This window comes from Staphylococcus petrasii (genome assembly GCF_002902565.1).
Lineage (GTDB): Bacteria > Bacillota > Bacilli > Staphylococcales > Staphylococcaceae > Staphylococcus > Staphylococcus petrasii.
In genome coordinates this window covers 1-21,792 of the sequence record NZ_PPRC01000027.1, presented here as the reverse complement: position 1 = coordinate 21,792, position 21,792 = coordinate 1, and the positions used below count along the sequence as shown (strand labels likewise).

Genomic DNA, 21,792 nt, shown 5'->3' with positions numbered 1-21,792 from the left:
GTCACTCCTTTTTATTCTTCTGCTGCTTTTTCTAATTCTTCAATAGCAACATTTAAATCTTTAAATGAGTACGTTGGTTGTTGATCTTTCTCTTGTAATTCTTCATATGATGTCACGCCTGTTTGAACATGGATGGTATCTACACCTACATTGATACCTGACATAATGTCTGTATCGTATAGGTCACCGACCATTGCAACATCTGATTTATCTAATTTTAAAATATCTAAAGCGATATTCATAATTACTGGTTCAGGTTTCCCAATAAATTGAGGTTGTTGTCCAGTTGATACACTTACGACGCTTGTAATTGCACCATTACCAGGTAAGAAACCTCTTTCTTTAGGAATAGAAACATCAGGGTTTGTTGAAATAAACTTAGCACCTTGGCGTACCGCTAAAGTTGCGACAGCTAATTTTTCATACGTCACTTTTTCATCAAGACCAATCGCTACATAATCTACATGTTCGTCGTCTTTAACAGTTAATCCTGCATCAGTTAAAGCAGTTCTTAATCCGCTACCACCGAGCATATAAACGGTAGCGTCGCTTTTTTCATCAGCAATGAAATTAGCAGTGGCTAACGCAGATGTTACAACTTCCTCAGGTTTAGCATCTATCTTCATTTCTTTTAATTTCTGAGTTACTTCTTCGGGTGTTTTAGTAGAGTTATTCGTTACAAATAAATGTGGGATGTCGTGTTGATTTAAGTAATCGATGAATTGAGCTGCACCATCAATTTCATCTGTCCCTAAATACATTGTGCCATCCAAATCAATTAAATAACCTTTATAGTTTTTCATTACTGGTTGCCTCCCTTTCCGAAAGCAGTTACTGGGACATTCTCTTTTTCAAGAAATTCCATAACTTCTTGAATGAATCGTTCATAATAAGGTAATGCGTTATCAAAAAGTGGTTGAAGCGCATCACTATCAAGCTCAGTATAGTTATGAGCAAACTGCTTTCTAACCTCTACGGTTTCGTTAATATGTTGTTGTGTTTCTTTAGTAATGACACCCTCTAGTTCCAAGATATCGATCACATCTTTATAATTACCTGGATCTCTTAAGATAAAACCGTCAATAATCATATTACCTATATCAACTGAAGACTCAATTAACATTTGAGCAATACGCTCAAAAGAATAATGATTTGATTTATTTGCTTCATAGTCTTTAGTTAATTGATTTAAATAGTTAAGTTTTAAATTTAATTTATCTTTATCAACAAAATACATGTCAGTCACCTCTTAATATCTCTATCATATCACAGTTTTGCATAGGTCTTCATTTGTCGTTATACTTAATTTAAAAATGAGAAAAAAGGAGTTTTACTCTTATGATAGATATGTTTTTATATGATGACGAAGAACAAAGCCAAGTGCAATTTGTAGGTTTTGTCGGTGAACATAGTCGTTATGATTTGATGTTAATACAAACAGACCGTCATTATGGTAAAACGCTTGTTTTGAATATGCAAAATAATAAATTTGGCATTATCGGAACTGACGATATTGAAGAAGAAGGTTATATTGCGCATATTTTAGGCGTGACTCAAGAAGAAAGTGATGAAATCATTGAATATCTTAACCAAGTTATCCAATAAAAAATAAAAAGGAAGTCGGACACAAATCATTTTTCTTAAAAGATTTCTGGCCCACTTCCATTTTTTATGCGCTTATTCATCATTGCGTTTCTTTTCAACATTTTGAATGGTTGGTTTAATTTTTACATCATGTAATTTATCTTCTTTATCAGTTATAACGTCTTCTTGTTCAGTATCTAAATTTGTAACTTCTTTATTAGATAAATGTCTGACTACAAAATATGGACATCCAAAATTACAATATTCCAAGATGTAATCTTGAATACTTGAGAAACGTTTAGATATTTCTGCTTTTTTATTTGAATCTTTATAAAAGCCTTTTAAACGTAACTGATCATACCCGAAGTCTCCTACTACGAAATCATACTTATCTAATATATCAGAATACCTTGAGGCAAAGAGTTCTTCATCAAAGCAATCTCTGTAATCTTCAATTAATTCAAAATACTGCTGATCTACTTTAATCATCACTTGTCACCTTTATTCCATATAATAAAAACTTAGATTACACGATTTCATTTGAAATGTGCAACCTAAGCTCTTAAATTGTTTTATTTAAACGTTTTTAATTACTTTTGTTGTAATTGTTCTTCACCTAAACGGTGTTTTTCTTTAGCTGCTTCATTTACTTGTTCATCAGCATGATATGAACTACGTACCATTGGGCCAGCTTCACAATGTTTGAAGCCTTTTTCCATAGCTACTTTTCTTAATTTACCAAATTCTAATGGTGTATAATATTTTTCTACTTTTAAATGCTTACGTGATGGTTGTAAATATTGACCAATTGTTAAGATATCAACATCGTTAGCACGAAGATCATCCATTGTTTCGTAGATTTCTTCTAATGTTTCACCTAAACCAACCATTAAGCTTGATTTAGTAGGGATATCTGGTTGTAATTCTTTAGAACGACGTAAGAATTCTAAAGTTCTATCATAAGTCGCACGCGCACGAACTCTTGGCGTTAAACGACGAACTGTTTCAATATTGTGGTTTAAAATGTCAGGTTTTGAAGCCATTAATGTTTCAAGTGCTTCATAATCTCCACCCATATCTGATGGTAAGATTTCAATTGTAGTGAACGGATTACGCGCACGTACTTTACGTACTGTTTCAGCATAAACGTTAGAACCAGCATCTCTTAAGTCATCACGAGCAACTGCTGTAATAACAACGTGTTTTAAATTCATTAATTCTACTGATTCTGCTACACGTTCTGGTTCATTTAAGTCTAATTCGTTTGGTAACCCTGTTTTTACCGCACAGAAACGACATGCTCTTGTACATACTGCCCCTAAAATCATAAACGTAGCAGTACGTCTAGCACCCCAACATTCATGTATGTTTGGACATTTAGCTTCTTCACATACTGTATGTAGATTTTTTTCTCGCATCATCTTCTTGAGGCCAATATAGTTCTCATTCGTGTTAAGCTTTATTTTCAACCAATCTGGTTTACGTAAAATTTCTTCATTTTTAGTAGCCATAACAACGCATACCCTCCTGTTTAATCTATCTTTTCCTATTATAACGAAATTTACATTAAATTAAAATGTAATAACTTATAAATTTAAAACTCTTATAGGTTTTCATTTTTATTTATGAAAAGGTATTAATTTTTTCCTTATTCATTTACTTTTCTAGCAATTTTTCTTTGAAAATGTCTCGTAAAAATTCTGGCATTAAATAATCGATGGATTTCCCTTTTAATAGAGGGAAATAGCGGCCAAATGTATACATATCGACAGTACCTAAAACATAGTTGCCGTCATCTTCGATCTCTTCTCCATTTATAAAGAAACGATTTTCGGATTCAATAAAGCCACAATTGTATAAGATGTATCCACCAAAGATATCACCTCTAAAGCCAAGACCTTGAACATGTTCATGCATATATTCTTGTTTTTGACTCTTAATGATGACTTTTTTCAAATCTTCACCTTTAAGTCTGACTCTGACGACGTTAATTGGATGTGGCAACATTTTATGAATATCATATTCTGTCACTTTATCCGCTTCTATTCCATTCACAATTAATCCTGCATTAATAATCGTACAATCCGCATTTGTAAATTCAAATACACTTTCAGCTAATAAATACGTTGTTTCCGTAATAACGTCAGTTTTGCCAAGTAGTTTCACTGGATGATCTATCACTGGATCACTTAAAAGTGCTTTGCCTTCATTTTCAAAATCTGTATCAACTAAAGGTAATGTCTCAACAGGATGTAGAATCGCCTCTTTCGAAACGACTTTCTTATCTTCAATAGTAAGGTTGACTTCACCTAAATAATAGCCATATTTCCCAGCAGCAGCCATTAATACGCCATTATTAATTTCACCTTCATCAAAATGATGATGCGTATGACTACCTAAAATTACGTCGATCTCTGGAATTTCCTGGCATAATTTCTCATCAAAGAACACCCCAACATGACTCATAACGATAAGAACATCATATTGACCTTGTCGTTGCGCAATTTCATCTTTCATCGCTTCTAAAGGATCTGTCACAATCCAATCTAACGCACGATAAAATGGTGTAAACGGCGCTGTCGCTGCTACAAATAAAAAGCGTACACCTTCAATTTCTTTAATAGACGATGTCGCAATATTATGTGGTAAGTGGCCTTCTTCATCAATTACATTTGTACAAATGACTTCAAATTTCGCATCATTGTATAGATTGTTTAACGCTTCATGAGAAATCGTCATGCCTTCATTGTTCCCGATTGTGGCAATATCGCAATGTGCTGCATTAAGTAGTTCTACATTCTTCTTACCTAAAGTGGCTTCTGTCACTGGCGCCGATAAATCTACGTGGTCGCCAATATCTAGATATAACGAGGGATGTTGAAGTTTAGGTCTATGTTCCGCCATATATGATGTGATGCGTGCATATTCGTTTAAATGACTATGAATGTCATTTGAATGATAAATAGTTAACTTCACTTAAATTCCCCCTATATTTATTTAAAGAAAAGATTTAATAATTAAGTAAACACCCATAATCAGCATAACTGTACGTAACAACGTCACTACTGTTTCCGACTTAATCGAGCGATTCACACGTACACCGATTTGGGCACCTATGTAACTTGAAATAATTAAGACAATCGAATATGACCATGCGACGTGTCCTTGAATAATATGTCCAATCGAACTCATGACACTAGAGAAGAAAATCATCATCATACTTGTGCCCACTGCAACATGAGGTGGAAATCTAAAGACAATTAACATTAATGGCGTCATTAACGCACCGCCACCTATACCAAATAAACCCGTTAGCACACCAATAAATAATGTTGCGAAAAACGCAAAGAGCGGTGGCACGCTATAATGATAAGTTTTCCCTTCAGCATCTACATACGTTTTACGGTACTTCTCTTTGTCGAAAACTTTGAATGGTTTAATTTTATGACGTACCATAAGTAAAATAGAAACAAAAATCATAAAAATACCAAAGTATAAATTAAAAGAGTCTAACGTTAAATAACGACTAATAAACGACCCAATTAATGAACCCGGTAGTAAACCAAATAAAAAGATAGATCCATTTTTAATATCTACTTGCTTCGTTTTCAAATATCCAATAGAAGAAGACAGCCCTGTTACGATTAAAATAACTGAAGATGTCCCAATCGCGATTTGAGTGGTAATCCCATGTAACAAATCATGATTAACACCTAAATACACTAAAGTTGGCACGATAATAATGCCGCCGCCTATACCTACCAGTGACCCAAGCACAGCTGATAATAAACCGATTAAAACTAATAAAATAATTGTTAATAACACTATATTTCGCCTCTTAGAATAATTTTAATTGTTGTGGGGCTAAGCCTGTGTATTCTATATTTAGTATGTCTTGATACATCTTTGCATTTTGCGCTGCATGGCCACCTGAATTATTGTTAAATACTACATAAACTTTTTTAGCTTTCTGTTCTAATATTTTAACTTTATTCGCTAAATCTGTAAGTTCTTCCTTATTATAATCATATAAATAACGCACATCTCGCCATTCTTGATCCGTCATATCTTTTTTCGTCCATCCTTGCTTGTTTCTACCGTGATAACGCACAAAGGCTTTATCAGCAGTAATACGGTTAACCAATGGCACCGAACCTTCTTTCACTTGAGGTTCATCTACAACAGCATGAATAATTTGATGTTCCGTTAAGAACGCTAACGTTTGTTCTTTAAATTGGTCATTAAACCAAGATTGATGTCGAAATTCAACACACATAGGAATATCTTTCAGTTGCTCACGCACATACAAAATATAATTAATATTTTGCGTTGTGCAGTCAAACCATGGCGGAAATTGCACTAACACCATTGCTAATTTACGATGTTCGATAAGCGGTTTAAGCATCAGTTTAAATTGCTCAAACAATTCTTGTCGAGAATCAGCAAACTCTTTATAATCGGCATGAAGTGTCAATGCCTGATGAATTTTCACGACAAATTCAAAGCGATCCGGCGTTTCTTTAATCCACTTCTGTATATTTCGTTCCGGTTGGATGGCATAGTAAGTGGCATCAAGTTCAACAAGCGGAAAGTGACCCGCATATGTCTTCAACTTATCCGATTGTCGCTCCATATCCTCATACAATGAGTAGTGATCTCCCCATCCTGTAAGACCTATATTAATCATTTTTTATCACCAGCTTTATGATACCATATTCAATTTTAAGTTATCACTTGTTCAATCCTAACTTTACATTTTCTTATTATTTTGGAAAATGCAGAACCCTACAGCTCACGACATTTTCAAAAAATTAAAAACTACACCACAAATCTAACTAAATTCTCAACCTGCTTAACAAGATTATCCATTAATTGATCCACATGTTGCGCCGTAGCTAGACGTGGCGATTGACCACTCCATATATGCGTCCATTCCTTATTGCCATTAGAAGCAGCACTCTTTCGAATTGAATTGGTTAACTGATTCTGTACTGGATACGGCAGAATCTCTCCATCATATCGGTTCATCTCTTTTACAAAGTCATTATTCACACCACGCGCGAATTTCCCGCTAAATACATTTGTCACTACAGTATCAGTTTCTACACTGTTCAGAATCGTCTGCTTCACAACATTGTTAGCACCACTTTCTTTCGCTGTTAAAAAGGCGGTACCCATCTGCACGCCTTGTGCACCAAGAACTAAACTTGCGACAATACCGCGACCATCCATAATTCCACCAGCAGCTACAACTGGTATAGACACATGGTCAACCATCTGAGGAACAAGTGACATGGTACCTATAAGAGACTGTTGGTGCTGAGGATTAGGTAAAAATGAACCTCTATGTCCACCCGCTTCGCTACCTTGAGCAACAACTACATCCATGCCTGCACGCTCATTCTCAATCGCTTCTTCTACAGTCGTGGCAGTTCCCACTAATGTGATATTCGCTTGTTTAAGTTTCTTAATAATATTTTGTTCAGTAAGACCAAAGGTAAAACAACATACCGGTACTTGATGCTTAATAACACTGTTAATCGCGTTCATAAACTGTTGTTCTTCCGTGATGTTGACTGTAGGTTCTTCTAAATTTAACGCTCGACGATACGGTTTTAGCCAGGCATTCATATGTTCAACCTGTTGTGGTGAATAGTCATTGTGACCCGGCACAAACAAGTTCACCCCAAATGGCTTAGACGTTAATGCTTGAACGCTCTGAATTTCTTCTTCAAGTTTCTCTGCTGACATATAGCCAGCCCCAATCGTACCTAATGCGCCTTTATTACTGACTGAAGCAACCAATTCTGGCGTTGTACTCCCTGCCATGCCTGCTTGAATAATTGGATATTGAACGTTTAACGTTTTTGTTAATTGATTGTCATACCACATTTTAACGTCACCTTCTCTATATTTAGTGGATATTGTTATGTAGATTAAATATTTATATATTTATTCAAAATATTCCCTACTCCAAATTTTGATAAACTTTGTTGCTTTCTTGAAAAAATAAGAGCAAGGCATGAATTCATATAAATTCATGCCCTGCTCTTACATCATTGAGTTATTTGTTGATTAAAAGCGAGTTTACTTTCCAATTAATCTTTATTAAAATGTAATGCTATTTATTTCCTAAGCCTCATTTATTATTATGTGAGTTGTTTTATTTCTTCTTCAGAACGTTTTTTCCCTTCGTCATTATAATAGTAACTACCAGTTACATTAGCATATAATTTAATGTATACGAGTATGCATGCATGACTAGCGAGTATAAAAACAAATTGACCAAAATATAGACGGATTTTATTTTCTTCAATATCTGGTATCATAAAGAACTCAATTATTTTTTCTAAATAAATCCCACTGCCTAGAAATTTTAAAATTAAAATTGCGATAAATTTATTATCGCCTAAAAACTTTGGCGTATGAAATAATAAAAAATTTATACTCAACCTAATCGTCATCCATAAAATTAATACTATTAAATTTAAGTACCAAAAATCCTTTATATCAATCTTATTAAGCGCTGCGATAAATGCATAGAGTTGAAACATACTAAATGGCAAGAAAAAGCAACAAATATAGGCATCCAGTAAAAACACCTTGGATAATATCATCATTTGTTTTGGTGTTTCAAAATTACGTTTAATAAATAATTGGCAAATCGAAGGTATAAGCGCAATAATCATCACTATGGATGATACTTTCAAATAGAGAGGGGTCTCCTCCCAAGTAAGACCTGCTTTATATGTAATGCAACTAAATAATAAAATACATAAAATGAATATACCTATTCCAGGTGTTCCAATTTTTTTAAAATATTCGTAGCTCTCTCTATCCAACTTTAACTAACCCCTTTTTTAAAAACGTATAAGTGAAATTAAAAAGATAATTTGCCATGCGCCCATCACTAATGGACGCAGTATGTAGCCAGGATATGCTCCTCTTTTCTTCCATAATGTCAGATCGATAATGAAATACAGTAATGCTAAACCTAATGAAAACATCAAAACGGCTCCACTTACAGCTGCTAAATCTCCGATGAGTTCATTTATATCTGTTTGATACATTAATTCTCGATTATGTATGAAACTTGTTTTTAAAGACATAATAATGATAACAACGATAGCGCCTAAAGATGCCGACCACGATATCACGTCTGCCGAATCAAGGTCTTTCTCTACATCTTCAATATCTTCTTTGTTTGATTTGCCTGTATTTGCTTCTTCTTCTTTTAATTGTTTTAGCTTCGTTTTATACGGACGTTTAAATAAATAATGGCATGACTGAAAACATAACCATAAATATGGGAAATAGATAGCTAAAAAGACATTTGAATAACTTTCAAAATCTTCACCGGTAAAATAAACGATTAACCATAAAATACCACCATAAAGTATAATAATGCCCAAAAATCTTATTTTTTTAGAAGCAAGAGTTGGTGCAAGCGTAAATAGTGAGGCGTAAAACAAACCAATAGTACCAAAAAAAATTAAAATATATGGAACAATAAATAAAATATAAATCCATAAACCATACAAATCCATTATAGTTTTTCTCCTTCAAATTTAGTTCATACTTCAAAATTTCCTCGCAATAATTAAAGAGAAATCAAAAATAAAAATTGCCACAGACACATAATTATTGGGCGAAATATAAGTCCAGGAAATCTGCCTCGTTTATTCCATAACACCATATCAATAATGAAATAAATAACTATTAAAAAAGCTGAGACTAAAAAGACAAAGCCTCCAACTCCAGCCAAATTGGCAATAGTTTCAGGTAACTCGTGCTTCGCAAACCATTTATCCTCATGTATAAATTTTAATTTTGCTGAAAAAGCAACAATCATGAAGGAAGCACAAATTGATCCTGCCAATGCATTTATCTTTGCAGAGTGTAGTTCTTCCTTTAAGGACTTCATTTCTTTATTGGTTACTTTATGTGACCGAAGATTCTTACCAGTAACAAACTCTAATTTTGTTTTTAAAGGACGTTTCACTAAATAATGACTTGATAAATAACACATATATAAATATGGTAAATATAAAATGATAAAAACCACATTATAACTTTGAGTTTCTTTATCAGAAAAATATATTAACAGTCCAAATAATGCAGCATAGATTAAAAATATTCCTACATACCAGAGCTTTTTTCTTTCTTGAATCTGTTCTAAACTTAGTATTGCTACAAAAACTAAGCCGATTGCCCCAAAAAATAACATGAAATTTTCTATCATTTCGATTAACCAAAACCATTTTGCATAAAATTCAAACATTTTAGATGCCTTCCCAAATATTTTTTTATTAAATTAAATTTAAACTTATATAAAAGCATATCATAAAAAATAATTAATTTTATGTTTTTGAATAAAAAAGTAAAAAAAAGTACCAAAGTGCTTATATAATATAAACACTTTGGTACTTATAATTGTTATTAAAAAACAGATAGTATGGGTTAAATTAACCGATACTGCCTTCCATCTCGAATTTGATTAAACGGTTCATTTCTACCGCATATTCCATTGGTAATTCTTTAGTGAATGGTTCAATGAAGCCCATTACGATCATTTCAGTCGCTTCTTCTTCAGAAATACCACGGCTCATTAAGTAGAATAATTGTTCTTCAGATACTTTAGAAACTTTCGCTTCATGTTCTAATGAAATATTGTCATTGAATACTTCATTGTAAGGAATTGTATCTGATGTTGATTCGTTATCTAAGATTAATGTGTCACATTCAATGTTAGAACGTGCACCTTTCGCTTTACGTCCAAAGTGAACGATACCACGATAGATAACTTTACCACCATTTTTAGAAATAGATTTAGACACGATAGTTGAAGATGTGTTTGGTGCTTTGTGAATCATTTTAGCACCAGCATCTTGAACTTGTCCTTTACCAGCGAATGCGATTGATAACGTACTACCTTTCGCACCTTCACCTAAAAGTACACAGTTAGGGTATTTCATTGTTAACTTAGAACCTAAGTTACCGTCAACCCATTCCATGTTACCATTTTCATGGACAAAAGTACGTTTCGTAACTAAGTTATAAACGTTGTTTGCCCAGTTTTGAATAGTTGTATAACGTACATGAGCATCTTTATGAACGATGATTTCAACTACTGCTGAGTGTAATGAACTAGTTGTGTAAACTGGTGCAGTACAACCTTCAACGTAGTTTACTGAAGCACCTTCATCAGCAATGATTAATGTACGTTCGAATTGACCCATGTTTTCTGAGTTAATACGGAAGTATGCTTGTAATGGTGTATCTAATTTAACGTTTTTAGGTACATAGATGAATGAACCACCTGACCATACAGCTGAGTTAAGTGCTGCGAATTTGTTGTCAGCAGCTGGAATAACAGAAGCAAAGTATTCTTTGAATAGTTCTTCGTTTTCACGTAAAGCACTATCAGTATCTTTAAAGATAATACCTTTTTCTTCTAATTCTTTTTCCATGTTGTGATAAACAACTTCTGATTCATATTGCGCAGAAACACCTGCTAAATATTTTTGTTCAGCTTCAGGAATACCTAATTTATCAAATGTACGTTTAATTTCTTCAGGTACTTCGTCCCATGAACGTTCAGTATGCTCTGAAGGTTTAACGTAGTATGTGATGTCATCAAAGTCTAATTCTGATAAGTCGCCACCCCATTGAGGCATTGGCATTTTATAGAATAATTTTAAAGCTTTAAGTCTGAAGTCAAGCATCCATTCTGGCTCTTCCTTCATTTTAGAAATTTCTCTAACGATATTTTCTGTTAAACCACGTTCTGATCGGAAAATGGAAACATCCTCATCATGGAAACCATATTTATAATCCCCAACATCAGGTGCTTTTTTAGCCATTTCAATCACTCCTTAAATATATTTAAACGTCGTGCGTGAGATTTTTAATATTCATTATTTCTATTGCTATTGTAACAACATGCAACTTACATAAAAAGTCACAAGTGTAAAAAGTTAAATGAAGTTATGATTAAAATACTACTATCTTTTAAGTTCAATAAAAACTTTATTCAACCTAATAATTCAGTTAGAACTGTTTAGTCTTCAGTAGTACCTTCAGCCTTACCTTCTTTTTCAACTGTACCTTTTTCGAGTGCTTTCCAAGCTAAAGTAGCACATTTAATTCGAGCAGGGAATTGTGAAACACCTGATAATGCTTCGATATCTCCCATATCTTCAGTAATTTCATAGTCTTCGCCAAGCATCATTTTAGTGAATTCTTGACTCATTTGCATCGCTTCGCCTAACGTATGGCCTTTTACGGCTTCAGTCATCATTGATGCACTAGACATTGAAATTGAACAACCTTCCCCTTCGAATTTAGCATCATTGATAATACCGTCTTCGATATCAAATGTTAATCTGATGCGGTCACCACAAGTAGGATTGTTCATGTCTACTGTCATTGATCCATTGTCTAAAACGCCTTTGTTTCTAGGGTTTTTATAATGATCCATAATTACAGATCTATAAAGTTGATCTAAATTATTAAAATTCATAAGAGAAAAACTCCTTCGTTTGTTTCAATGCTTCTACCAATTGGTCTACATCTTCTTTTGTATTATAAATGTAGAAACTAGCACGAGCAGTTGATGAAACGTTTAGCCATTTCATTAATGGTTGCGCACAGTGATGTCCTGCTCTTACTGCAACACCTTCTGTATCGACAGCAGTTGCGACATCATGTGGATGAATGTCAGCTAAATTAAATGTAATCACACCAGCACGTCGTTCTTTTGGTGGACCATAAATTTCTAATCCTTCAATGGCTGACATTTGATCGTATGCATATTCTGTAAGTTCTTTTTCATGTTTGTGAATCGCTTCAAAGCCTAAATTTTCAATGTAGCGGATAGCTTCAGCTAAACCAATGGCTTGAGCGATTAACGGTGTACCTGCTTCAAACTTCGTAGGTAAGTCTGCCCAAGTAGCATCATATTTACTTACGAAATCAATCATGTCACCGCCAAATTCAACAGGTTCCATATCTTTAAGTAAATCACGTTCACCGTATAATACGCCGACACCTGTTGGACCTAACATTTTATGACCACTGAAACTGAAGAAATCAGCATCTAAATCTTGTACATCAATATCCATATGAGGTGCAGATTGCGCACCGTCTACACTAATAATTGCGCCATGTTCATGAGCAATCTTAGCGATTTCTTTAACGTCATTGATTGTACCTAATACATTCGATACATGAGCAATCGCTACAATTTTAGTTTTATCATTAATTGTTGCTTTGACATCTTCAATGCGTAATTCGCCCTCATCTGTCATAGGGATGAATTTTAAAGATGCATTTTTACGTTTAGCTAATTGTTGCCAAGGTACGATGTTTGCATGATGTTCCATTTCAGTAACAACAATTTCATCGCCCTCTTCAATATTCGCATCACCATAGCTGCGTGCCACGATATTAATAGAAGCTGTTGTTCCTCTAGTAAAGATGACTTCTTCAAAATATTTCGCGTTAATGAAACGTCGAACCGTTTCACGTGCACCTTCGTAACCATCTGTTGCAAGTGAACCAAGTGTGTGTACGCCACGGTGAACGTTAGAATTATAACGTTTATAATAATCATCTAATACATTTAACACTTGGACAGGTTTTTGACTTGTCGCTGTTGAATCAAGATAGGCTAATCTTTTTCCATTAACTTTTTGATTTAAAATAGGAAAATCTTTGATAATTTCCTCAATATTTAATGAAGTTTCGGCCACTTTATTCACGACCTTTCTATTATTAAAAATCTCGTCTTCGATTATTTGTTTACTTTTAATTCGATAACTTCTCTTAATTGACGTTTAACGTCTTCGATTGGTAATTCACGTACGACTGGATCTAAGAAACCATGAATTACTAAGCGTTCAGCTTCTTTTTGAGAAATACCACGACTCATTAAGTAATAAAGTTGTTCTGGATCTACACGTCCAACTGACGCTGCGTGTCCAGCTTCTACGTCATCTTCATCAATTAACAAGATTGGGTTAGCATCGCCACGTGCATTTTCAGAAAGCATTAAAACACGTGATTCTTGGTTAGCGATAGATTTCGTACCGCCATGTTTGATGTAACCAATACCATTAAAGATAGATGATGCGTCTTCAAGCATAACGCCATGTTTCAAGATATAACCATTTGTTTCTTTACCGTATTGAACGATTTTAGATGTAAGGTTAATCTTTTGATCTCCAGTTCCAACTACTACTGATTTAAGCTCACTTGTAGAACGGTCGCCTACTAAGTTTGTAGTATTGTCAATAATTTGACTACCTTCATTCATTAAGCCTAATGCCCAATTAATAGAAGCATCTGCTTCAGTTGTACCACGACGAATGATGTGACCAGTGAAACCTTTATCAAGGTAATCTACTGAGCCGTAAGTGATATTTGAGTTAGCGCCTGCGATAACTTCAGAAACAATGTTTAATTGGTTACCTTCGCCACTTACAGTTGAAAGATAGTTCTCAACGTAAGTTACTTCAGCACTTTCTTCAGTTGCGATAATTACGTGGTTGTAGAAACTAGCATTCTCGTCGTCATGTAATACAACGTATTGAATAGGATCTTCAACTACTACATTTTTAGGAACGTATACAAATACGCCACCATTCATTAAAGCAGTGTGTAATGCTGTTAATCGGTGTTCATCCACACTTACTGCTTCAGTCATTAAATATTTTTGAACTAAATCACTGTGGTTTACTAATGCTTCAGATAAACCTTCAATAATTACACCGTTATTTTGCGCTTGTTCAGATACGTGTGTATAAGCTAACGCATTATTGTGTTGAATAATTAAGTTTTTAGAGTTTTCAACGTCGATAATGTTTTTTAATACTTCAGGAAGTTCTGATAAATCGTTGAACGCTTTTCCTTCAACATTATGTTCTTTAAACGTGTCGAAATCCCATTTTCTTAATTTAGTTTTATCTGGTTTAGGCATTTCTAAAGTTTCTGTTAATTTCAACGCTTTTTGACGTAATTCAGTCATCCAAGAAGGTTCATTGTGCGCTTTAGAATAATCAACAAGTTGTTCTTCAGAAATGTTCAAAGTTTCAGTTGTCATAACTCTTTTTCCTCCTACTTGATGAAAAGTTTTAGCGACTGTAGAACGACTTTACCTATTTTTTACTTTCACAGGGTAAGCCTTCTCAGCCTTACATATTTAATAGCTTTGATTAAGCTAGTGACATTGACTAAGCTCTGTCATGTTTCATCATTTAAATGAACATTTATAGACTATTCTTGAGCACCAAATTCTTCTTTAACCCATTCGTAACCTTCTTCTTCAAGACGTTTAGCTAATTCTGGGCCACCTGATTTAACTACTTTACCGCCGTACATAACGTGTACTTTGTCTGGAGTAATGTAGTTTAATAAACGTTGATAGTGCGTAATCATTAATGCACCGAAGTTTTCGCCACGCATTTCGTTGATACCTTTAGATACAACTTTTAACGCATCGATATCTAAACCTGAGTCAATTTCGTCAAGAATTGCAAATTTAGGTTCTAACATCATTAATTGTAAAATTTCGTTACGTTTTTTCTCACCGCCTGAGAAACCTTCGTTTAAGTAACGTTGCGCCATATCTTTGTCGATATCTAAGAAGTCCATTTGTTTATCTAATTTCTTAATGAATTGCATTAAGTTAATTTCTTGTCCTTCTTCACGTTTAGCGTTGATAGCAGAACGCATGAAGTCCGCATTTGTTACACCAGTAATTTCTGATGGATATTGCATAGCTAAGAAAAGACCTGCTTTAGCTCTTTCATCAACTTCTAATTCTAAAATATTAACGCCATCTAATAACACTTCACCTTGTGTTACTTCGTATGATGGATGTCCCATAATTGCAGATGATAAAGTAGATTTACCTGTACCGTTTGGTCCCATGATTGCATGTACTTCACCTGTATTAACTGTTAAATTAACACCTTTTAAGATTTCTTTATCTTCAATAGACACATGTAGGTCTTTGATTTCTAATGTTGATGACATTTATATTCCCTCCGTAAATATAAAGTTTTCTTAACTAGTTTATAATAATTTTAATTTGTAGTCAAAAAGACTTTGTATACTTTAATACACTTCATTATAACGCAAATGTCCCCTAATATAAACTTATTAAAACGCTAAATTAGAGTCATTATTTAACTAAAATTATTTTTATCTAGCTTAATTTAGCACAATGAAACTGATAATCATAGGCTTGTTGTTCTCAATAACATAATAGAATATATTTCTAATTATTTTGTAATTTTATTTTCAAAAGATTTCCTTAATCTATGAAAATCTGTTATGATGCAATTTAACTTTTATTTAGAAAGGAGACATTCATGCAAGGTTTTAGGTGGATTAATATTATAAAAGGATTTGGAATGGGAACTACTGATTTAATTCCAGGCATTAGTGGAGGCACCATTGCTTTATTATTAGGCATATATGATGATTTCATTTCATCAATTAGTGGCTTATTCTCTAAGCGATTTTGGCCTAGTTTGAAATTTTTACTTCCTATATTAATAGGCATGGGATTAGCTATTGGAATTTTAAGTAATTTAATCAATTATTTATTAGAGCATCATCAAGTAGTTACAATGTTTTTCTTTACTGGATTAATTATTGGTATTATTACTTATCTGTTAAGAACGGCGAATTTTAAAGAGACATTTCATGCCAAGCATTACGCTGTTTTAATACTAGGTATTATTATTCTCGTTGCGATCACTTTAATAAATTCAGGCGAACAAAGTGCAGACACATCACTTCATTTATCTTTTAGTCTTATTATTAAATATTTTTTAGCTGGTGTATGTGCTTCTAGTGCAATGTTATTACCTGGAATTTCAGGATCATTTATGTTGCTTGTATTTGGCGCTTATGGCACTGTGATGTTAGCCGTTGCAGACTTAGTCAAATTTAACTTTGATGGCTTACCTGTATTATTAATCGTAGGACTTGGTATCATTGTAGGATTTTTAATTTCAAGCCGTATTATTAAATACTTCTTGCACCATCATTTTGTTATGACTTTTGCTTTAATCACAGGTTTCGTAATCGGATCGATTTATGCCGTATTCCCAGGCTTACCTAGTGGCTTAGTTGAGTGGTTAATCGCAATCGTATTATTGATAATTGGATTTTCCGCTAGTTATACATTAGGCAGAATTACCAGTGAAAATGAAGCATAAAAAAAACGCATGTGCTAAGCACATGCGTTTATTCTTATACAACAACTTATTTATCGTCGTTGCCTTTAACTTTGTCGATTAAGTCGTTAGCTTTATCTTTAACGTTATCAACAACTTCTTTTGCTTTGCCAGAAGCTTTGTCGCCTTGGCCATCTTTTTCTAAGTTTTTATTATCAGTTGCGTTACCAACTGTTTCTTTAATATTACCTTTTGCTTGTTCAAATTTATCTTCAGCCATTTGAAATTCCTCCTTGAAAGACTGATGTCTTATTTAGTTATTATCTACCCGCCCTTCTCTTTGTTAAACATGATTCATGCATTTTTTGAAAAATTTCTTTATACATAGTGACTCATATATAATGGATACTAACAATAAATATTAAATTAGAAAGGATTGAACCGTAATGAAATTTATACATTTTAGTGCAATGACAGAAAGTGGTCTAAATAAAAAAGTAAATCGATTTTTAGAAGAAAATCCAAATATTGAAATCCTTAAATTTGATTACAGTTTAGGTACAGGTGGTTTTGGAGTTGGAATGCTGTATAGAAATATTTCTACTTTCTAATATAATCTTGTTTAAGTAATAATCTTTATAATCAATCTATGCATAACAAAAGCCCTGAACCATAACGGTTACAGGGCTTTCATTTATTTCATCAATTATTTAGCAGGTACTACGGCACCTTTATATTTATCGTTGATGAAATCACGAATATCTTTAGATTGTAATACTTCAATTAAAGCTTTAATTTTCTTATCATCTTTATGACCTTTTTGAACAGCAATTAAGTTTGCATAAGGATTGTTGTTTGCTTTTTCAACTACGATTGAATCTTTTTGAGGATTTAATTTTTGATCAATCGCATAGTTAGAGTTGATGATAGCAGCATCTACATCTTGATTTTGGTAGATTTTAGGTAAGTATTCAGCTGATTGTTTGTTATTGAATTTAATGTCTTTTTTGTTTTCAGTGATATCTTCGAATTTAGCGTCTTCGATTTTAACACCTTTTTTGATTTTAATTAAACCTTCATCAACGAAGAATTTTAAGAAACGACCTTGTTCAGCTGGGTTGTTAGAAACGTATACTGTAGCACCTTTTGGAAGGTCTTTTAAGCTTTTATATTTTTTAGAATATACAGCCATTGGTTCTAAGTGAACTTTACCAGCATCTTCAATTTTGTATCCTTTTTCTTTGCTTTCAGTTTTTAAGTAAGGTACGTGTTGGAAGTAGTTAGCGTCTAACTCACCTTTATCTAATAATTTATTAGGTGTAGTGTAATCGTTAATTGTTTTAATTTCTAAGTCATAGCCTTTCTTTTTAAGTAAAGGTTTTGCTTTTTCCAAAATTTCAGCGTGAGGAGCTGGTGACGCACCAACCACGATTTTTTTGTCTTTGTTTCCTCCGCCATTACCACATGCGGCTAATACAACAGTAAGTGTAAGTACTAAAAGTAAACTTAAAAGTTTTTTCATTAAATCAAACCTCTTTTCCCTTATCGTTTATCAATTTTATTTGCAATCCAATCCCCAATGAATTGAATTATAAATACAATAATTAAAATGAATACTGTTGAAACTAAGATGACATCATTTTGACTACGTGTGAAACCAGTTAAGTAAGCTAAGTTACCTAAACCACCGGCACCGATAACACCGGCAATTGCAGTTGAACCAACTAAAGCAATTGCTGTAACGGTAATACCTGATACAAGTGCTGGCATTGCTTCTGGAAGTAAGACTTTCCAAATAATTGTCCATGTACTTGCTCCCATTGACTGAGCCGCTTCAATGACACCTTTATCAATTTCCTTAAATGCAATTTCTACTAATCTTGCATAGAATGGCGCTGCACCAATGATTAAGGCTGGTAACGCACCAGTCGGACCACTTATTGTTCCTAAAAGGACGCTTGTAAATGGAATTAATAACAAGATTAAGATAATAAATGGAATTGCTCGGAATAAGTTAACAATAAATGAAACTATGCTATAAAAAATTCTTGCCCCAGTAGAATTGCTTCTAGCTGAAAGGAAGAGTAACACACCTAAGATTAAGCCAAGAATAAATGCGAAGATTGTTGAAACGATAGTCATATATAACGTTTCATAAATCGCTTGCCATACATCTGGCCATTGTACATTAGGCATAGTAATCATTTCATGAAGAATATCACCATATGATTTATCCATGCTTAATCACCTCCACATTGACATGTCGCTTATGTAAATCATTTTTAAATACTTCAAAAGCTTCATGTGTAATATGTGGGATATGGATAACTAAAAATCCAATTGAACCCTCACGTGTATTTTTAATATTTGCTTCAAGGATATTAATATCAATATTCAAGTTTTTAGTTATGTAAGACACGATAGGTTCAGTAGCATTGTTACCATTGAAGTTAAGTCTCACAATGTAAGCATCTGAATCTAATGGTTCTAAATGTTTAATGGACTCTTCAAAGTCATCGTCTAAATCATCTTTAACAAAGCGTTTTGTCACTTCGTGTTGAGGATTTTCAAAGACTTCGCTTACTCTACCTTGTTCAATGACACGACCATTTTCCATAACAGCTACTTCATCACAAATACGTCTGATGACTTGCATTTCGTGTGTGATGATAACAATTGTAAGATTTTGTCTTTCTTTTATTTTTAAAAGTAAATCTAAAATTTCGTCGGTAGTTTGTGGGTCAAGTGCGCTTGTTGCTTCATCGCACAATAACACGTCTGGATCATTTGCCAAGGCACGTGCGATACCTACTCTTTGCTTTTGTCCACCAGATAATTCTGAAGGATAAGCATTCTCTCTACCTTTCAAGCCTACAAGCTCAACGAGTTGTAAAGCTTTTTCCCTAGCTTTCGCTTTAGACGCGCCAGCAATTTCAAGCGGAAACATAATATTTTTTAAAACAGTTCGTGACCACAATAGATTAAAATGTTGGAAAACCATACTTACTTTTTGACGTTTTCTTCTTAACTCTGCTTTTGAAAGTTTGTTAATATTGTCGCCATCTATAATAATGTCCCCTGATGTAGGTTCCTCTAGATTATTGAACATTCTAATTAACGTACTTTTACCAGCACCAGAGAATCCAATTACTCCAAAAATTGAGCCTGATTCTATTTTTAAGTCAACGTGATCAACTGCTAGAACATCTTTATTCTTTGTGTGATAGCGTTTAACTACTTGATTTAATTCAATCACGTTAAGTGCCTCCTTAAAACTTTATGTAATTAAAAAATGCTTTCTCACTTTAGTTAAGTTGAGAAAGCATTGAAATATCTTTCTCTCATCTTCTAAAGTGTTAAACTTTATGTGAATTGGCACCATTTCTATTTTATAGACGGTTGCCGGGCTTCATAGGGCACATCCCTCCACCTCTCTTGATAAGAGTTTTCGCACTATTTAATTAATTTATATCCTACCATTGCACTATAACTTCGTCAATAATTATTTTAATTTTTCTAACAAATAAGGCACAGACTGAAATGCGTAGATTCTATCCATTTCCTTATCTTTATTCATAACCATTAACACAGGCACGGACATAATTTTATTTTCTTCGCTAAATTCTGGATGAAAATTTAAATCTATTTTTTTAACTGGCAATTTTAAAATTTCATTTGCGATGTCTAGCATGCGCTCAGAAATTTTACATGTGCCACACATGGGTGTATACCCAAAAATAAGATGTTTATCTTCTTTGAAGTTTTCTCTTATATCTTCTACATTTATTGTACTACTCATTCATTAATACTAACCTTTCAGTCGTTAAATTAGGTATGAGACGCTTCTCTTTTCGAACAGTAAAACCATATCTGCTCAAAACATTAGCAAGATAGTTTTTAGGACATCGTGCGACTTCACAATATGTTTTATCAACATAGATGTGTTCACTTTCGCTTAAATATCGTTTAAACCACTTTCTAATCTTCTCACCCTCGTTATCCGAATCTGCAAGTACATACACTTGCTTACCATATAATGATTCGATCATATCATCTATCTTGTCGATACTCATTGTACCATGTGTACAGATAATATTGACAGGTTCAGCGATGACTTGTTGTACTCTCTTCTTATCAGATTTACCTTCAACAATAATAACTTTATTTAAAATTGCCATGCTCATCCACCTTCTAAGTCGATAATAAACAATCATTAACTTCTTCACAGAATAATAAAATTCTAAACGTATTTTACTAAGACTTAACATTTAGAATTATTTAATTTTTGAAAAGCTCACTAACTATCATTATTAAATTTTAAGGTGTATATACTTATACTTGCATACATATATATGTAATTTATGTGTGGTCTAGAGTATTAATATTTGAGTAAATTAATTTTTAATAAAATAAAAAACTCCAAGATACGAAATCAAGGAGTTCCCTGTTAATTATTCGCCAATCATTTCAGAATATTGATCAGCACTTAATAATTCGTCTAATTGACTTTCATCGCTAAGTTCAACTTTAACCATCCATGCTTTTTCGTATGGTGATTCATTTACGAACTCAGGGCTGTCTTCTAATTCTTCGTTAGTTTCAACAATTTTACCAGATACTGGCGCATATAATTCAGAAACAGTTTTAACTGATTCTACGCTACCAAAAGTATCCCCTTCGTTGATTTCATCGTCAACGTCTGGTAATTCAACGAATACGATATCACCTAATTCGCCTTGTGCGTATTCAGTAATACCAATTGTTACTGTGTTGCCTTCAACTTTAACCCATTCATGTTCTTTAGAATATTTTAATTCGCTCGGTACTGCCACGAAAATCCCCTCCTAAAATTAATTACAATTTAATGATGCCATACCGTTAGTTTTCATTCAACTATTAATATTAAAAGTTGATACAATTTATTGAATTAATATTTGTAAAATTAAACTATTTTGACTAATAAGAAAAATTAACAATTCATAAAAGGCTGATAAATAATTTTAAAGACAAATCTGTAGAC

At 33.3% G+C, this 21,792-nt stretch carries 26 protein-coding genes and 1 riboswitch; of the genes, 3 read left to right on the top strand and 23 right to left on the bottom strand.

All coding sequences use genetic code 11. The features are described 5' to 3' along the window. Window positions 1-11: 11 nt before the first annotated feature. Both CD127_RS05595 and CD127_RS05590 read right to left on the bottom strand, forming a co-directional pair. Complete coding sequence (locus CD127_RS05595) at window positions 12-803, bottom strand: TIGR01457 family HAD-type hydrolase (protein ID WP_103297650.1); 792 nt, start codon at window positions 801-803, stop codon at window positions 12-14. Continuing rightward, entirely contained in the window at window positions 803-1,237 is a 435-nt protein-coding gene (locus CD127_RS05590) for a DUF86 domain-containing protein (protein WP_103297651.1), read from the bottom strand. The genes CD127_RS05595 and CD127_RS05590 overlap by 1 nt, the downstream gene beginning before the upstream one ends. 101 nt (window positions 1,238-1,338) lie before the next feature. On the opposite strand from CD127_RS05590, the gene CD127_RS05585 reads away from it, so the two are divergent. Then, the gene (locus tag CD127_RS05585) at window positions 1,339-1,605 is read left to right on the top strand and encodes a DUF3055 domain-containing protein (protein WP_103329414.1); all 267 of its coding nucleotides are present in this window, start codon (window positions 1,339-1,341) and stop codon (window positions 1,603-1,605) included. 72 nt (window positions 1,606-1,677) lie between these two features. Here CD127_RS05585 and CD127_RS05580 read toward each other — a convergent pair whose 3' ends face one another. From CD127_RS05580 to sufC, 14 genes are all read right to left on the bottom strand, one after another. After that, window positions 1,678-2,073, bottom strand: a complete 396-nt coding sequence (locus CD127_RS05580; RefSeq protein ID WP_103366047.1) for a YutD family protein — start codon at window positions 2,071-2,073, stop codon at window positions 1,678-1,680. A gap of 101 nt (window positions 2,074-2,174) precedes the next feature. Beyond that, window positions 2,175-3,095: a lipoyl synthase gene (lipA, locus tag CD127_RS05575; RefSeq protein WP_103297654.1), complete on the bottom strand. Its 921-nt coding sequence runs from the start codon at window positions 3,093-3,095 to the stop codon at window positions 2,175-2,177. Window positions 3,096-3,240: 145 nt separating this feature from the next. After that, a complete protein-coding gene (locus CD127_RS05570; RefSeq protein ID WP_103366046.1) occupies window positions 3,241-4,560 on the bottom strand; it encodes a bifunctional metallophosphatase/5'-nucleotidase in 1,320 nt (439 codons plus the stop codon). A 21-nt stretch (window positions 4,561-4,581) separates the two neighbouring features. Further along, complete coding sequence (locus CD127_RS05565; RefSeq protein WP_103297656.1) at window positions 4,582-5,409, bottom strand: sulfite exporter TauE/SafE family protein; 828 nt, start codon at window positions 5,407-5,409, stop codon at window positions 4,582-4,584. 13 nt (window positions 5,410-5,422) lie between these two features. Beyond that, window positions 5,423-6,271, bottom strand: a complete 849-nt coding sequence (locus CD127_RS05560; RefSeq protein ID WP_103366045.1) for a DUF72 domain-containing protein — start codon at window positions 6,269-6,271, stop codon at window positions 5,423-5,425. A 131-nt stretch (window positions 6,272-6,402) separates the two neighbouring features. Continuing rightward, entirely contained in the window at window positions 6,403-7,476 is a 1,074-nt protein-coding gene (locus CD127_RS05555) for an NAD(P)H-dependent flavin oxidoreductase (RefSeq protein ID WP_103366044.1), read from the bottom strand. 257 nt (window positions 7,477-7,733) lie between these two features. Beyond that, window positions 7,734-8,426, bottom strand: a complete 693-nt coding sequence (locus CD127_RS05550; protein WP_103366043.1) for a DUF5079 family protein — start codon at window positions 8,424-8,426, stop codon at window positions 7,734-7,736. Window positions 8,427-8,444: 18 nt separating this feature from the next. Further along, the gene (locus tag CD127_RS05545) at window positions 8,445-9,131 is read right to left on the bottom strand and encodes a DUF5080 family protein (protein ID WP_103366042.1); all 687 of its coding nucleotides are present in this window, start codon (window positions 9,129-9,131) and stop codon (window positions 8,445-8,447) included. Between the two features lie 53 nt (window positions 9,132-9,184). After that, the gene (locus CD127_RS05540) at window positions 9,185-9,865 is read right to left on the bottom strand and encodes a hypothetical protein (RefSeq protein WP_103366041.1); all 681 of its coding nucleotides are present in this window, start codon (window positions 9,863-9,865) and stop codon (window positions 9,185-9,187) included. Window positions 9,866-10,049: 184 nt separating this feature from the next. Next, window positions 10,050-11,447: a Fe-S cluster assembly protein SufB gene (gene sufB, locus CD127_RS05535; protein ID WP_103297661.1), complete on the bottom strand. Its 1,398-nt coding sequence runs from the start codon at window positions 11,445-11,447 to the stop codon at window positions 10,050-10,052. A gap of 197 nt (window positions 11,448-11,644) precedes the next feature. Beyond that, window positions 11,645-12,106, bottom strand: coding sequence for a Fe-S cluster assembly sulfur transfer protein SufU (gene sufU / locus CD127_RS05530; RefSeq protein WP_103297662.1), 462 nt, complete (start codon window positions 12,104-12,106; stop codon window positions 11,645-11,647). Then, complete coding sequence (locus CD127_RS05525) at window positions 12,096-13,346, bottom strand: cysteine desulfurase (RefSeq protein ID WP_174694740.1); 1,251 nt, start codon at window positions 13,344-13,346, stop codon at window positions 12,096-12,098. Before CD127_RS05525 ends, sufU begins: the two co-directional genes overlap by 11 nt. 32 nt (window positions 13,347-13,378) lie before the next feature. Continuing rightward, complete coding sequence (gene sufD, locus CD127_RS05520; protein WP_103297664.1) at window positions 13,379-14,686, bottom strand: Fe-S cluster assembly protein SufD; 1,308 nt, start codon at window positions 14,684-14,686, stop codon at window positions 13,379-13,381. 173 nt (window positions 14,687-14,859) lie between these two features. Next, complete coding sequence (gene sufC / locus CD127_RS05515; RefSeq protein ID WP_103329424.1) at window positions 14,860-15,621, bottom strand: Fe-S cluster assembly ATPase SufC; 762 nt, start codon at window positions 15,619-15,621, stop codon at window positions 14,860-14,862. Between the two features lie 338 nt (window positions 15,622-15,959). On the opposite strand from sufC, the gene popT reads away from it, so the two are divergent. Next, entirely contained in the window at window positions 15,960-16,814 is an 855-nt protein-coding gene (gene popT / locus CD127_RS05510) for a polyprenyl-phosphate transporter PopT (protein WP_103366039.1), read from the top strand. Window positions 16,815-16,860: 46 nt separating this feature from the next. Here the strand turns inward: popT and CD127_RS05505 are convergent, their stop codons facing one another. Continuing rightward, on the bottom strand, window positions 16,861-17,052 hold the full coding sequence (locus tag CD127_RS05505) for a CsbD family protein (protein ID WP_103298688.1): 192 nt from the start codon (window positions 17,050-17,052) through the stop codon (window positions 16,861-16,863). A 166-nt stretch (window positions 17,053-17,218) separates the two neighbouring features. On the opposite strand from CD127_RS05505, the gene CD127_RS12660 reads away from it, so the two are divergent. After that, a complete protein-coding gene (locus tag CD127_RS12660) occupies window positions 17,219-17,383 on the top strand; it encodes a hypothetical protein (protein WP_167409907.1) in 165 nt (54 codons plus the stop codon). A 95-nt stretch (window positions 17,384-17,478) separates the two neighbouring features. On the opposite strand, the gene CD127_RS05500 is transcribed toward CD127_RS12660, so the two are convergent. The 6 genes from CD127_RS05500 to gcvH form a co-directional block, all read right to left on the bottom strand. Continuing rightward, the gene (locus tag CD127_RS05500; protein ID WP_103366038.1) at window positions 17,479-18,294 is read right to left on the bottom strand and encodes a MetQ/NlpA family ABC transporter substrate-binding protein; all 816 of its coding nucleotides are present in this window, start codon (window positions 18,292-18,294) and stop codon (window positions 17,479-17,481) included. Between the two features lie 20 nt (window positions 18,295-18,314). Next, on the bottom strand, window positions 18,315-19,010 hold the full coding sequence (locus CD127_RS05495; RefSeq protein ID WP_103298690.1) for a methionine ABC transporter permease: 696 nt from the start codon (window positions 19,008-19,010) through the stop codon (window positions 18,315-18,317). Further along, a complete protein-coding gene (locus CD127_RS05490; protein ID WP_103366037.1) occupies window positions 19,003-20,028 on the bottom strand; it encodes a methionine ABC transporter ATP-binding protein in 1,026 nt (341 codons plus the stop codon). Before CD127_RS05490 ends, CD127_RS05495 begins: the two co-directional genes overlap by 8 nt. Before the next feature lie 82 nt (window positions 20,029-20,110). After that, window positions 20,111-20,217: riboswitch (SAM riboswitch) on the bottom strand. A gap of 57 nt (window positions 20,218-20,274) precedes the next feature. Next, entirely contained in the window at window positions 20,275-20,571 is a 297-nt protein-coding gene (locus tag CD127_RS05485; protein WP_103366036.1) for a thioredoxin family protein, read from the bottom strand. Continuing rightward, entirely contained in the window at window positions 20,564-20,950 is a 387-nt protein-coding gene (locus CD127_RS05480; RefSeq protein WP_103298693.1) for a toprim domain-containing protein, read from the bottom strand. Before CD127_RS05480 ends, CD127_RS05485 begins: the two co-directional genes overlap by 8 nt. Before the next feature lie 273 nt (window positions 20,951-21,223). Next, complete coding sequence (gcvH, locus tag CD127_RS05475; RefSeq protein WP_103298694.1) at window positions 21,224-21,604, bottom strand: glycine cleavage system protein GcvH; 381 nt, start codon at window positions 21,602-21,604, stop codon at window positions 21,224-21,226. Window positions 21,605-21,792 lie beyond the last annotated feature (188 nt).